At 68.6% G+C, this 12,879-nt stretch carries 12 protein-coding genes; 3 read left to right on the top strand and 9 right to left on the bottom strand.

Features of this window, described 5'->3' with window-relative positions; all coding sequences use genetic code 11:
- Positions 1–166: 166 nt before the first annotated feature.
- From cfaB to DN824_RS08895, 3 genes are all read left to right on the top strand, one after another.
- The gene (gene cfaB / locus DN824_RS08905; protein ID WP_138408000.1) at positions 167–1,354 is read left to right on the top strand and encodes a C17 cyclopropane fatty acid synthase CfaB; all 1,188 of its coding nucleotides are present in this window, start codon (positions 167–169) and stop codon (positions 1,352–1,354) included.
- Between the two features lie 68 nt (positions 1,355–1,422).
- Positions 1,423–3,189, top strand: a complete 1,767-nt coding sequence (locus tag DN824_RS08900; protein WP_138407999.1) for a sensor histidine kinase — start codon at positions 1,423–1,425, stop codon at positions 3,187–3,189.
- 67 nt (positions 3,190–3,256) lie between these two features.
- The gene (locus DN824_RS08895; protein WP_138407998.1) at positions 3,257–4,612 is read left to right on the top strand and encodes a sigma-54-dependent transcriptional regulator; all 1,356 of its coding nucleotides are present in this window, start codon (positions 3,257–3,259) and stop codon (positions 4,610–4,612) included.
- Here the strand turns inward: DN824_RS08895 and DN824_RS08890 are convergent.
- The 9 genes from DN824_RS08890 to DN824_RS08850 form a co-directional block, all read right to left on the bottom strand.
- Positions 4,609–5,832, bottom strand: coding sequence for an RNA polymerase sigma factor (locus tag DN824_RS08890; protein WP_138407997.1), 1,224 nt, complete (start codon positions 5,830–5,832; stop codon positions 4,609–4,611). The genes DN824_RS08895 and DN824_RS08890 overlap by 4 nt on opposite strands.
- 14 nt (positions 5,833–5,846) lie before the next feature.
- Positions 5,847–6,203 carry a YciI family protein gene (locus tag DN824_RS08885; RefSeq protein WP_138407996.1) on the bottom strand — a complete coding sequence of 119 codons (357 nt, stop codon included), beginning with the start codon at positions 6,201–6,203 and terminating at the stop codon, positions 5,847–5,849.
- A complete protein-coding gene (locus DN824_RS08880; RefSeq protein ID WP_138407995.1) occupies positions 6,200–6,667 on the bottom strand; it encodes a YybH family protein in 468 nt (155 codons plus the stop codon). Before DN824_RS08880 ends, DN824_RS08885 begins: the two co-directional genes overlap by 4 nt.
- 49 nt (positions 6,668–6,716) lie before the next feature.
- Positions 6,717–7,082 carry a YciI family protein gene (locus tag DN824_RS08875; protein WP_158295351.1) on the bottom strand — a complete coding sequence of 122 codons (366 nt, stop codon included), beginning with the start codon at positions 7,080–7,082 and terminating at the stop codon, positions 6,717–6,719.
- A 172-nt stretch (positions 7,083–7,254) separates the two neighbouring features.
- Positions 7,255–8,298: a hypothetical protein gene (locus DN824_RS08870; protein ID WP_138407993.1), complete on the bottom strand. Its 1,044-nt coding sequence runs from the start codon at positions 8,296–8,298 to the stop codon at positions 7,255–7,257.
- Positions 8,299–8,312: 14 nt separating this feature from the next.
- Positions 8,313–9,224 carry a flagellar hook-associated protein FlgL gene (flgL, locus tag DN824_RS08865; protein ID WP_138407992.1) on the bottom strand — a complete coding sequence of 304 codons (912 nt, stop codon included), beginning with the start codon at positions 9,222–9,224 and terminating at the stop codon, positions 8,313–8,315.
- Between the two features lie 32 nt (positions 9,225–9,256).
- A complete protein-coding gene (gene flgK / locus DN824_RS08860; RefSeq protein WP_138407991.1) occupies positions 9,257–10,624 on the bottom strand; it encodes a flagellar hook-associated protein FlgK in 1,368 nt (455 codons plus the stop codon).
- The gene (locus DN824_RS08855) at positions 10,621–11,757 is read right to left on the bottom strand and encodes a lytic transglycosylase domain-containing protein (protein WP_138407990.1); all 1,137 of its coding nucleotides are present in this window, start codon (positions 11,755–11,757) and stop codon (positions 10,621–10,623) included. Before DN824_RS08855 ends, flgK begins: the two co-directional genes overlap by 4 nt.
- Before the next feature lie 10 nt (positions 11,758–11,767).
- Positions 11,768–12,871 (bottom strand): flagellar basal body P-ring protein FlgI, encoded by a 1,104-nt coding sequence (locus DN824_RS08850; RefSeq protein ID WP_138407989.1) that lies wholly within the window; start codon positions 12,869–12,871, stop codon positions 11,768–11,770.
- Positions 12,872–12,879 lie beyond the last annotated feature (8 nt).

Genomic DNA, 12,879 nt, shown 5'->3' with positions numbered 1-12,879 from the left:
CCCTCCCCCCGCTCCGCCACCCCACGCCGGGAACTCTCACGCCCTGGATCAGTCTCTCGCCGAGCAGTCAGCCGCAGCGCGCGATAGCGCTCGCCTTTCGTCTCGATAGCCTGACGTATCGCTCGCGTGGACTAGGATTTTCTTCAGTGACCAGGAGGAGAACTGCATGTTGGCCACATTGCTTCCCGCTCTGCGTGAACTTGCCTTGCCGCTGCGGCTGCGACTATGGGATGGAAAGGAGCTCGACCTCGGCCCGTCGCCACGTGTCACGCTGGCGATCAACGACCCCAACCTGATCCCGCAACTGGCCCATCCGAGCCTGGATGTGCTCGGCGCGGCCTATGTCGAAGGGCGCATCGACCTGCACGGGCCGCTCGCCGAGGTGATCCGCATCGGCGACGAGCTCACCCGGGCGCTGGGGGAGGACACCAGCACCGCGCCGCCGCGCGAGGAGCATGACAAGGCCACCGACGCGAAGGCCATTTCCTACCACTACGACCTGTCCAACGCCTTCTACGGCCTCTGGCTGGACCGGGACATGGTCTACTCCTGCGCCTATTTCGAGACCGGCAACGAGTCCCTCGACCAGGCCCAGCAGGCCAAGCTGCGCCATCTGTGCCGCAAGCTGCGGCTGAAGCCGGGCGATCGCCTGCTGGATGTCGGCTGCGGCTGGGGCGGGCTGGCGCGCTTCGCGGCGCGCGAGTACGGCGCCGAGGTGTTCGGCATCACCTTAAGCCGCGAGCAGCTCGCCCTGGCGCGTCAACGCGTGGCCGACGAGGGGCTGGAGGATCGGGTGCGCCTGGAGCTGATGGACTACCGCGACCTGCCGGCCGACGAGGGGTTCGACAAGGTGGTCAGCGTCGGCATGTTCGAGCACGTCGGCCATGCCAACCTGCCGCTCTACTGCAAGCAGCTGTTCGGCGCGGTGAGGCCCGGCGGCCTGGTGATGAATCACGGGATCACCGCTCGACACACCGACGGCCGGCCCGTCGGCCACGGTGCCGGCGAGTTCATCGACCGCTACGTCTTCCCCCACGGCGAACTGCCGCACCTGGTGAAGATCGGCGCCTGCATCAGCGAGACCGGGCTCGAGATCGTCGATGTCGAAAGCCTGCGCCTGCACTACGCCAGGACCCTGGAGCTGTGGAGCCAGCGGCTCGAAGCGCGCCTGGAGGACGCCAGGGCGCTGGTGCCCGAGCGCGCGCTGCGGATCTGGCGGCTGTACCTGGCCGGCTGCGCCTACGGCTTTCGCCGCAACTGGATCAACCTGCACCAGATCCTTGCCAGCAAACCCCTGGCGGACGGGTCCCACGAACTCCCCTGGACGCGCGCCGACCTCTATCCCTCGGCCTGAAGGCGCAACGCTCGGCGAGCGTAGGGGCTTTGGCTTACCATGCGCCGATACCCCGCGCCGAGCCGTCCATGCCCGTCCTGCCCAGAAGCCGTTCGTTCCTGCCGATCACCCTGCTGATTCTCCTGGGCCTGGCGATCAGCCTCTACGGCGCCGGCCAGTTCGCCGAGCGCCGGGCCTGGAGCGAGCGCAGCCTGGAGGCGCGCGGCCAGCTCGAACTCTATGGCCAGGCGATTCACACCCTGGTCGAGCGCTTCCGCTCGGTGCCGGCCCTGCTGGCGCTGGACAGCGACATCCGGCAGCTGCTCGAGTCGCCCGACGATCAGGTGCTGCGCCAGCTGCTCAACGAACGCCTCGAGCAGCAGAACCAGGCCGCCGGCTCGGCCGTGCTCTATCTGCTCGATGCCCAGGGGCTGACCATCGCGGCGAGCAACTGGCGCGAATGGACCAGCTTCGTCGGAAACAATTATTCCTTCCGGCCGTACTTTCGCGACGCGATGAGCGACGGCGCGGGGCGCTATTTCGCGGTGGGGGTGACGACGGGCATTCCCGGCTATTTCCTTTCCCACGCGGTGAAGGATGAACAGGGCCGGTCCCTGGGCGTGCTGGTGGTGAAGCTCGAACTCGAAGAGATGCAGCGCGATTGGGTCGGCCAGCCCGGCATCCTGCTGGTGGCCGACTCACTGGACATCGTCATCCTCACCAACCGCCCCGCCTGGCGCTTTCGCCACCTCAGCCCCCTCAGCGACGCCAACCGCGAGCGCCTGGTGGCCGCGCGTCGCTATGCCGAGCAGAACCTGCAGCCGCTCGGATCCCAGCTGCTGGCGCGCCTGGACGAAAGCAGCGAGCAGCGCCGGGTGAACGGGCCGGACGGGCGTCGCAACTACCTCTGGCAACACCTGTCGCTGGTCGAGGAAGGCTGGACCCTGCACCTGTTGCAGGAGCCCCAGACCATCGCCGAAAGCGTGCGCAGCTATCGCCTGGCCGCCGCCGGGGTGTGGATGACCCTCGCCTTCCTGCTGCTGTTCCTGGCCCAGCGGCGCAAGACGCGGCGCCTCGAGGCGCGCAGCCGCAGCGAGCTGGAGCAGCTGGTGCAGGCGCGCACGGCCGAGCTGCGCACCGCCCAGGACGAACTGGTGCACGCGGCGCGCATGGCGGCGCTGGGGCAGATGTCGGCCGCCATGGCCCATGAGATCAACCAGCCGCTGACCGCTCTGCGCATGCAGCTCGGCAGCCTGCGCCTGCTGCTCGACCACCAGCGCACCGAGGAGGTCCGCGACGGGCTGGTGCAGGTCGAGGGCCTGCTCGAACGCATGGCGGCGCTGACCGGTCATCTGAAGACCTTCGCCCGCAAGAGCCCGGGCGGCCTGCACGAGCGGCTGAACCTGGCCCACGTGCTCGACCAGGCCCTGCAGCTGCTGGCCCCGCGCATTCGCAGCGACGCGGTGGAGGTGATCGTGCGCTTGCCGAAGGACGCCGAGGTGATCGGCAATGGCATCCGCCTGGAACAGGTGCTGATCAACCTGCTGCAGAACGCCCTCGACGCGATGGCCGGCCGCGAGCGCAGGCAGCTGCGCATCAGCGGCCGTCGCGAGGGCGACAGCTGGGTCATCAGCGTCGCCGATACCGGCGGTGGCGTCGTCGGCGACGATCTGGAGAAGGTCTTCGAACCCTTCTACACCACCAAACCGGTCGGCCAGGGTCTGGGGTTGGGGCTGGCGGTGTCCTATGGCATCGTCCGTGACCTGGGCGGCAGCCTGGAGGTGAGCAACGACGAGCTGGGCGCGGTGTTCACCCTGAGGCTCGCCGCCGCCCCGGCGCAGGTGCCGGTGACATGAGCGGACACTTGCCGCGCCCCTCGCGGGCCGGTATCAACAGGCTGAAGCCGACAAGCAGGAGCAGTGCGTGAGCGGGCAGGTCATTTTCATCGACGACGAGGCGGCGATTCGCCAGGCGGTTCAGCAATGGCTGGAGCTGTCGGGTTTTTCGGTGCGCAGCTGCGCCAGCGCGCGCGAGGCGCTGGGGCTGATCGACCGCGACTTCGCCGGGGTGGTGATCAGCGACGTGCGCATGCCCGACATCGACGGCCTGAGCCTGCTCGAACGCCTGGTGGCGATCGATGCCGACCTGCCGGTGATCATGGTCACCGGCCACGGCGACGTGCCGATGGCGGTCCAGGCCCTGCACCAGGGCGCCTACGACTTCATCGAGAAGCCCTTCACCCCCGAGCGCCTGCTCGACAGCGTGCGCCGTGCCCAGGACAAGCGCCGCCTGGTCTGCGAAAACCGCCAGCTGCGCGACCAGTTCGCCCGCAGCGGCCGCATCGAGTCGCAGCTGCTCGGCGTCTCGCGGGCGATGCAGACCTTGCGCCGCCAGGTGCTGGAACTGGCCGGCACCGACGTCAACATCCTGATCCGTGGCGAAACCGGCAGCGGCAAGGAGCTGGTCGCCCGCTCGCTGCACGACTTCAGCCGCCGCGCCGACGGCCCCTTCGTCGCGCTCAACTGCGCCGCGATCCCCGAGACCATCTTCGAGAGCGAGCTGTTCGGCCATGAGAGCGGCGCCTTCACCGGGGCGCAGGGCAAACGCATCGGCCGCATCGAACATGCCGCCGGCGGCACGCTGTTCCTCGACGAGGTGGAAAGCATGCCCCTGGCGCAGCAGGTCAAGCTGCTGCGGGTGCTGCAGGAAAAGACCCTGGAGCGGCTCGGCTCGAACCGCAGCATCGAGGTGGACCTGCGGGTCATCAGCGCGGCCAAGCCCGACCTGCTGGACGAAGTGCGCGGCGGGCGCTTTCGCGAAGACCTGCTGTACCGGCTCAACGTCGCCGAGCTGCACATCCCGCCGCTGCGCGAACGCCGCGAAGACATCCCGCTGCTGTTCGAGCATTTCGCCGTGCGCGCAGCCCAGCGCCACGGCCGGGAAGCGCCGCCGCCGAGCCCGGCGCAACTGGCGCACCTGCTCGGCCACGACTGGCCGGGCAACGTGCGCGAGCTGATCAATGCCGCCGAACGCCACGCCCTGGGCCTGACCGCCTCGACGGCGCCCGCCGTGGCGACCTCGGCGGGCGATCAGTCGCTCAGCGCGCAGATGGAAGCCTTCGAGGCGCGCTGCCTGCACAACGCGCTGCTGCAATGCCGGGGCAACATCACCGAAGTGATGGCGCTGCTGCAGGTGCCGCGGCGCACGCTCAATGAAAAGATGCAGCGCCACGGCCTCAGCCGCAGCGACTACCGCCCCACCGACAGCGACGACGACTAGCGCGCGAGCTGCTCCAGCCGCTGGCGCAGGAAGCGCCGCTCCGGCTCCTGTCTCGCCAGCGTCAGCGCGCGCCGGTAGCTCTCCCCGGCTTCACGGGTACGCCCGAGGCGCCGGCAGAGGTCGGCGCGCGCGGCGTGGGCCAGGTGATAGTCGGCCAGCTCGCCGCGTGCCAGCAGCCTGTCGACCTGCGCCAGCCCCGCCGCCGGCCCCTCGCACATCGCCAGCGCCACCGCGCGGTTGAGTTCGACCACCGCCGAGGGCTCCAGCTGCAGGAGCACATCGTAGAGCCCGACGATCTGCCGCCAGTCGGTCGCCTCGGAGTGCCGGGCCTGGGCGTGCACCGCGGCGATCGCCGCCTGCAGCGAATAGGGGCCGAACCGGCGTGACATCAGCGCGCGCGTCACCAGCAGCACGCCCTCGGCGATCGCCGAGGGCTCCCAGAGCGAACGGTCCTGTTCCTCCAGCAGCACCAGCTGGCCGTGGGCATCGGTGCGCGCCGCCTGGCGGGCGTTCTGCAGCAGCATCAGCGCCAACAGCCCGAACGCCTCCGGCTCGGGGAGCAGCTCCGTCAGCAGGCGGCCGAGCCGGATCGCCTCGCCGGTCAGGTCGGCGCGGATCAACGCATCGCCCGACGAAGCGCAGTAGCCCTCGTTGAACACCAGATAGATCACCCGCAACACGCTGCCCAGCCGCCCGGCGAGCGCCTGCGGGCCCGGCACCTCGTAGGGGAGGCCCAGCGAACGGATCCGGCTCTTGGCCCTGACGATGCGCTGCGCGATGGTGGTGGGCGCGACGAGGAACGCCCGGGCGATCTGCTCGGTCTTCAGCCCGCACACCTCGCGCAGCGTCAGCGCCACCTGGGCATCGTCCGGCAACCGGGGATGGCAGCAGATGAAGATCAACCGCAGGCGGTCGTCTTCCATGCCCGGCTCGTCCAGCTCACGCTCCGGCGCGGCCAGCTGCTCGGCCAATGCCGCCAGCGAGGCATCGAAGCGCGCTCGCCGGCGCAACCCGTCGATCGCCTTGAAACGGCCGGTGGAAACCAGCCAGGCGCGCGGGTTGGCGGGCAGACCGTCACGCGGCCACTGCTCGACCGCCGCGATGAAAGCCTCGTGAAGCGCTTCCTCGGCCAGGTCGAAATCGCCCAGCAGGCGGATCAGGGTGGCCAGGACCCGCCGTGACTCCTGCCGGTAGATCGCCTCGACGGTGCTCGCAGCCATGACCGCGTCCACCCTCAGCGCTGCGGCAGCTGGCGCAGCGGCCTGACTTCGATGCTGCCCAGGTGAGCGGGCGGGATATCCGCGGCGATCGCCACCGCCGCCTCGATATCCGGCGCGTCGATCATGTAGAAGCCCGCCAGCTGCTCCTTGGTCTCGGCGAATGGGCCGTCCACCACGGACAACGCACCCCCTTCGCTGCGCAGCGTCTTGGCGGTACGCACCGACTGCAGCGGCTCGCCGGCGAGCATCTGCCCGCTGGCACGCAGCCGCTCGCCGAAGGCCTGGCACCGACCGACCAGGGCCAGCCACTGCTCGTCGGTCATGGCGTCGACCTTGGCTTCGTCGTAATAGATCAGGCAGAGAAAATTCATGCGTGCTCCCCGGATGTCGCGCCCGATTCCGGCTGCAGGTCGAACCGCACCGCGCCGGACTGCATGTCGAAGGGCGCGGAGAAGTGTTCGTGGACCACCTTCCACTCGCCGCCCTGCTTGCGCCAGCAGCGGGTGCCGCGCATCCAGCAGGTCTGCATCTCGCCCTGCTCGTTCGGGCCGCCGCAGTGACTGAGAAAGTGCCCGAACGCCAGGTCGCCGGTGGCTTGAACGTCCATGTCGTGGATCTCGAACAGTCCTTCGCCCTGGCAGAACGACAGGCAGCGCTGCCAGTGTTCTCGGTATAGCTGCGCGCCCTTGAATTGCAACTCCCCGACGGCATCGAAGGCGATCACCTCGTCGGCATAGCCGGCCATGATCCGATCCAGGTCCTTGGCACCCACCGCGGCGACGAACGCCTCGGTCAGCTCACGGATGCGGGTTTCTTCGTGGTTGGCGGTACTCATCTTGCGGTCCTCCGGGTGTGGGGCGTCGCCGGCGGCGACGCCGGGGTTATCAGTGCGGGAGCGGCAGCGCGGCGCCGTGCACCGCGCGGATCTCGATGCAGCCATGGCGGGCCGAGGGCGCGTGGGCGGTGAGCCTGATCGCGTCATTGAGGTCGGCGGCTTCGATCAGGTAGAAGCCGCAGAGCGGGTCGCGCGCCGGCAGGCAGGGCCCGGCGTCGAGGCACGGATCGGCGCCGCGCAGGCGAAGCGAGGTCGCCGCGCGCAGCGGCTGGAGAAACCCTGCGGCAATCAGCTGCCCGCCGCGCTGCAGATCGTCCCGGTAGGCCAGGCACTCGCTGGCCAGCGACGCGCACTGGGCACCGCTCAAACGGGCGAAGGCATCGTGATCGAGATGAATCAGGCAGAGGTATTTCACGTCGGTATCCCCGTGCGGGCGGTGACTGGATACCTCTAGTCGAACGGGCAAGGGATGAATCGACAGTGACGCTCAAAAAAACGGGGCGCACACAGATGCGCCGGGGACGGCGGGTTCGGGCGCTTAAAGAAAGAAGGGGGGGACGAGGCCCCGGCAAGGGGCCTCGGAGGGATCAGGACAGCAGGCTGACCACGGCGAACCGGCTGATGTTGGCCTGGGCGACCACGGTCTGGGTGACGGCGGCGTAGCTCGACGGGCTGCGGTTCATCAGGTCGAAGACCGAGCGGGCATAGGCGAGCGCCCATTCCTTCTCGTCGGCGTCGGCCTGGCGGGCGAGGAATTCGCGGATTTCCTCCTGGCGGTGGCCGAGCTGCTCGCGCAGCGCCGAAACCTTGTCCAGCGCCGTGACGACCGAGTCGAGCACGCGACGCATCTCGCGCAGCGAATCGAGGCGCAGATCGTCCGGGAATGCCAGCAGCTGTTCCTGCTCGCTGTGCAGCCGCACGTACTGGCCCTTGGCGAACAGCTTGCCCTCGCCCTGGACGCCCAGCTGGTCCTTCAGGCGCAGCCAGTCGCCCTCGCGCGCCGAGAATTTCAGCTCGCCGCCCTGGTCCAGCTCGGCGCGGATGCCGGCCTGCCCCAGGGAGCCGTTGAAGCGGCGCAGGATCTGCTCGTCGCTGAGGTTGTCGTCCAGCACGACCGCCACCGGTTCGGCGAGCTGCCGCCCGCCGCTGAACAGCAGGGTTTCCTTGCCGGACTGGCGAACCGCTTCGATCGATTCCAGCCCCTGCAGGCTGAAACGTGCACGAACCGGCTCGTGCAGGTGGAGCTTGAGGTTCGCGTCCAGCGCATTGCCGGAGCGTCTGGCGCGCTGTTCGAGCAGCTCGCCGACCTTCTTCACGCCCTGGCGAATGCTTTCCCGCTCGCCGACCTGGGACTGCGCGGCGAGTTCGCGGCTGAGGTTGAGCTTGAGGTCCGACAGGCGGCTCTGCAGGTCCGTCAGGTAGCTTTCGGCCGACTGCATCGAGGACAGCTGCTGGTTGAGCTGCAGGTTGAAGCTGGCGTTCTTCTTGCCGCCCCTGGCAGTACCGGCGGACAGCTCGCTGCCGGCCCGCTCGCCGCGCGCCTTGGGCAGCGGCGCATCGGGCGGCAACGCCTGGCGGCGATCCTGTGGGTTGATCGTCGAAACAGCGGGAAGCTGCTTGCCAATCTTCATTCACACCACCTCGGTCAGAGCAGCCCGAACAGGGACAGTTCGTTGATCTTCAGGTACGTCTTCTGGGTCGCCTGCAATGCCATCTGATAGTTGTTCAGATCGATGCTCGCGCCAGCGTAATCCAGGCGCGACAGCTCGCCTTCGATCTTCTGGTTCACCAGCGACACGTCCTCGTTGCTGTCGGTGAGCAGCGTCAGGGTGTTCTGCCGACCGCCCAGCTCGGTCACCGCCCCCAGCAGGTCGCCGTGGGTGGCGTCGAGGCTGCCCAGCGTGGCGGTGATCCGGGCGCGCACGGCCGGATCGCCCGCATCGAGCGCCGGGTCCTTGAGCATCTGCACCAGCGCATTGAGTTCGTTGAGCATGGAGACGTCGCCGAACACCTGCGCCGCGGTGACATTCTCCTCGACCAGCACGCCATTGGCGACCGCCGCCTGGCGGTACTTGTCGTTGCCGTTGAGGGCGTAGCGGCCGGTGGCCTCGTCGAAGACGATGGCCGGACGGTCGCTCAGCGTCCCGGAGAACAGGTAGCGCCCCTCCTCGTCCCGCACGTTGGCGAAGCTCAGGATGGTCTTCTCCAGCGTCTCCAGCTCGTTGGCGATGGCGCCCAGGTCTTCGCTGGTGTTGGAGCCGTTGGCGGCCCAGAGCAGCAGGTCGCGCACGCTGAGCATGCTGTCGGAGGCGGCCTTGAGGTTGGTTTCCTGCTTCGACAGGTTGCCCGAGACGTTGGCGATGTTGCTGCGGTACTGCGCCAGGCTCGCTTCCTCGCGCTGGATGCGCAGCACGCGCACGCTGGCGATGGGGTCGTCCGACGGCAGCAGCAGCCGCTCGCCGGTGGCCATCTGCTGCATCAGCTTGCCGAGTTTTTCGGAACTGGTGTTCATCGAGCCGTGCATCAGCGCGGTGATCTGGGCGTTGGAGATCCGCATGGGTGTAAGTCTCGTCTATCCGCTTGCGCGCGTCAGAACATCGCCAGAACGGCGCTGAACAGGTCGTTGGAGGTGCTGATGACCTTCAGGTTGGCCTGGTAGGCCTGCTGGTAGGCCATGAGGTTGACGGCTTCCTCGTCCAGGTTCACCGCGCTGACGCTGTCACGCTGCGCCTGGGCCTGCTGGGTGAGCGTGGTGGCGGCGGCCAGGTCGGCCTGGTTCTGCCGGCTGCCGCTGGCCACGCGGCCCACGAGGCCGGCGTAGCCTTCGTTGAGTGCCACCTGGTTGCCGCCGACCTCGATGCGGCGGTTCTTGACCTCCAGCAGGCCCAGCAGCGTTTCGTTGTTGCCGACTTCGCCGGCGACCGAGGAGAACGCCAGTTCGGAGGGTTTCAAGGCGCTCACGCCGAGCATGCCGCTGGTGCTGTCGGGGTCATAGACGAACAGCGGCTGACCGGGATTGCCGTCGAGATCGAAGCCGCCGGCCAGGGTCTCGTTGACCATCTGCGACAACGCCGAAGCCATCTCGTGAAGCTCCGCCTGGGCCGGACGCAGGTCGCCGTATTCAGCGTCGTGAAGCCCGCCGAGCGAACCGCCGAGCCCGTCCTGCACCAAGGGGAAGGTGGTCTTGGCGAACACCAGCGAGACGTCCTGGCGACCGTCGAGGGTGTTCTCGATCCGCAGCTCCCCCGCCGTGCCGCCGGCGACCAGCGGCTGGCCGTTGGCCAGCGACACGCTGAGCGAGCCGTCGGCCATTTCCTGCACGCGGATGCCGGCGTACTGGCTGAGATCCTTGACCAGGTTCTCGCGGTAATCGCGCAGGGTCGCGGTGTCGCTGCCGGTGGATTCGAGTTCGGTGATCTGCTTGTTCAGCACGGCGATGTTGCCGGCCAGCCCGTTCATCTCGCTGACCATGGCGGTACGCTGGCCCTGCAGCGCGATGATCTGCGTGCCGATGTTGCCGTTGAGGCCGTTGAAGCGCTGCGCGAGCTGCTTGGCCTCGCCCAGGATCTGCTGGCGCAGGGCACTGGATTCGGGCGTCGAGCTCGCTTCGCTGAGCGCCGCGAAGAAGTTGTCGAGGCCGACGCTGATGCTCGAGCCCTCGGCCGCGAGCAGGCCTTCGAGCGACGTCAGGTACTGCTGGGTGGTGCTGAAATAGTTCTGCTCGGTGGTGGCGCGCCACAGCTGCTGGGTCTGGAACTCGTTGGCCAGGCGGCGGATGCTGGTGACCTGCACGCCGGAACCGATGTTCGAGCCGCTCAGGCCGGCGACCGAGCGCAGCTCCGGCGAGAGCCGGCTGAAGCCGGGGGTATTGACGTTGGCGATGTTCTGGCTGGTCGAGGTCATCGCCAGTTGAGAGGCGCGCACACCGCTGTAGCCGATCTGACTCAAAATGCTCACGACAGGATTTCCTTCTCGATGCGGATCGGCTGGGCGAACGCGACCGACTGATGGCCGCCCGGCGCCGCGACGGGATGCTGATGCCTGAACAGAGCGACCGGATCGGCGGCGGACTTAAGCGGCGCATCGTCCGAATCGGCATCCTCGGCCAGCAGCCGTTTTCCCTGGCTCACGGCGATCAGCTCGGCGTTCTTCAGCCGCTCGGCCGACTCCAGGCCGGCACGGGCCTGCTGCGACCAGCGTGGCGCCGCCTCGAGCGTCGTTTGCGCCTGCTCGGCCCGCGGCCGCGCGGCGGCCTGCAGGTCGCCGAGGATGTTGCGGGTGTAGTTGCGGGTTTCCTGGTAGGGAATCTTCTGCACCCAGGCCGCGGTACCGATCTCGCCTGTGCGCGGATCGCCCAGCGTCCGGAGCCATTCGTCCACCTTGCCGGGCCCGGCGTTGTAGGCCGCCAGGGCCAGGGCCTGATGGCCGTCGTAACGGTCGAGCATCTTGTTCAGGTAGGCGCTGCCCAGGCGCTTGTTGTACTCGGCGTCCTCGGTCAGCCGCGCCTCGCTGTAGGGCAGGCCGAGTTCGGCGGCCATGTCCCGCGCCGTGCCGGGCATCAGCTGCATCAGACCCCGGGCGCCCTTGGCCGAAACGGCGGCGACGTTGCCGCTGGACTCGTGCTTGATCACGCTGTCGACCAGCGCCCTGAAGCCTTCCCTGCCGCGGGTCCAGGCCGTGTCCAGCGCCTCGACGCCGCGCTGAACGGAGCGGCCGATGGCATGCAGGCTGGCGCCCTGGGACCTGCCGGGCAGGGCTCCGGAGGCCGGGGCTTGCGCGGCGACCAGGTCGGCGCCGCCGCCGAGTTGCTGCACCAGCATGTCGGCGATGCCCGTCTGGCGCTTGCCGGCCAGGGTCTGGGCCAGCACTTCGTCGTAGAAGTCGCGCATGGTGTCCAGCTCGCGGCTGCGCATCGGGTTGCCGGCGCCCAGCACGTCGCTGGCCTTGCGCATCTGCTTGAGGATCTGCTGCAGGAACAGCGCCTCGAACTGCTCGGATACCGCTTCGAGCTGCTGGCGCCGCGCCGCCGCCGGGCTCTCGCCACGGGCACGCTGGGCGTTGAAGTGCTGCGGGAGGGAAACGATGCTCATGGGGCCTTCTTCAGATCACGACCAGTTCGGCGTTCAGCGCGCCGGCACGTTCGAGCGCCTGGAGGATGCTCATCACGTCGTCCGGGGTGGCGCCCAGGCTGTTGACCGTATTGATGATGCTTTCCAGGTTGGCGCCCTCGGGCCACTCGAACATCGCGTTGCGCTCCTGCTCGACGGCGACGTCCGATTGCGGCGTGACGACGGTCTGGCCGCCCGAGAGCGGACCCGGCTGGCTGACCTGCGGGCGCTCGCTGATGGTCACGGTCAGGGTGCCATGGGCTACCGCGGCCGCCTTCACCCGTACGCCCTGGCCCACCACCACGGTCCCGGTACGGCTGTTGAACACGACCTTCGGCCGGGTCCGCCCTTCCTGCACATCCAGCCCCTCCAGCAGCGCCATGAAGCTCATGCGCTGGGTCGGGGTCACCGGCGCGCGCAGCGACACCTTGGTGGCGTTCAACGCGGTGGCGGTGCCCGGCCCGAAGAATTCGTTCACCGCATCGACCACCCGGGTAGCGGTCTGGAAGCTCGGCTGGCGCAGGTTGAGCATCACGTCGGGGCGTTCGGTGAAATCGGTGGGAATCTCCCGCTCCACCGTCGCGCCGTTGGGGATCAGGCCGGCGTTGGCGCTGTTGATCGCCACGCTGGAGCCGCTCTGGCCGGAGGCGTTGAGCCCGCCGACGACGAGGTTGCCCTGGGCCAGCGCGTAGGTTTCGCCGTCCACGCCCTGCAGCTGGGTCATCAGCAGGGTGCCGCCCCGCAGGCTCTTGGCGTCGCCCAGGGACGACACCGTGACGTCCAGGGTCTGGCCGGGGCTGTAGGACGGCGGCAAGGTCGCGGTGACGGTCACCGCCGCGACGTTCTTGAGCTTGGGATCGACCTTGTCCGGCAGGTTCACGCCGAACTGCTTAAGCATGTTGCCGACCGACTGGCTGGTGAACCTGACCTGGTTCTTGTCACCGGTGCCGTCGAGGCCGACCACCAGGCCGTAGCCGATCAGCTGGTTGCCGCGGATGCCCTCGATGTCCACCAGGTCCATCAGCGGCACGGCGCTCGCGACCGGCAGCCAGGCCAGCACGGCGCCCGCCAGCAGGTATTTGAAGGAAGCACGCATGCCGGTCT

Source organism: Stutzerimonas nosocomialis (assembly GCF_005876855.1).
Lineage (GTDB): Bacteria > Pseudomonadota > Gammaproteobacteria > Pseudomonadales > Pseudomonadaceae > Stutzerimonas > Stutzerimonas nosocomialis.
The sequence above is the reverse complement of the archived record's forward strand: the minus strand, read 5'-3'. Positions and strand labels throughout refer to the sequence as shown.

Coding starts and splice junctions, on each gene's coding strand:
- cfaB (WP_138408000.1), top strand. CDS start 167: ATGTTGGCCACATTGCTTCCCGCTCTGCGTGAACTTGCCTTGCCGCTG.
- DN824_RS08900 (WP_138407999.1), top strand. CDS start 1,423: ATGCCCGTCCTGCCCAGAAGCCGTTCGTTCCTGCCGATCACCCTGCTG.
- DN824_RS08890 (WP_138407997.1), bottom strand. CDS start 5,832: ATGGCTGCGAGCACCGTCGAGGCGATCTACCGGCAGGAGTCACGGCGG.
- DN824_RS08885 (WP_138407996.1), bottom strand. CDS start 6,203: ATGAATTTTCTCTGCCTGATCTATTACGACGAAGCCAAGGTCGACGCC.
- DN824_RS08880 (WP_138407995.1), bottom strand. CDS start 6,667: ATGAGTACCGCCAACCACGAAGAAACCCGCATCCGTGAGCTGACCGAG.
- DN824_RS08870 (WP_138407993.1), bottom strand. CDS start 8,298: ATGAAGATTGGCAAGCAGCTTCCCGCTGTTTCGACGATCAACCCACAG.
- flgL (WP_138407992.1), bottom strand. CDS start 9,224: ATGCGGATCTCCAACGCCCAGATCACCGCGCTGATGCACGGCTCGATG.
- DN824_RS08855 (WP_138407990.1), bottom strand. CDS start 11,757: ATGAGCATCGTTTCCCTCCCGCAGCACTTCAACGCCCAGCGTGCCCGT.
- DN824_RS08850 (WP_138407989.1), bottom strand. CDS start 12,871: ATGCGTGCTTCCTTCAAATACCTGCTGGCGGGCGCCGTGCTGGCCTGG.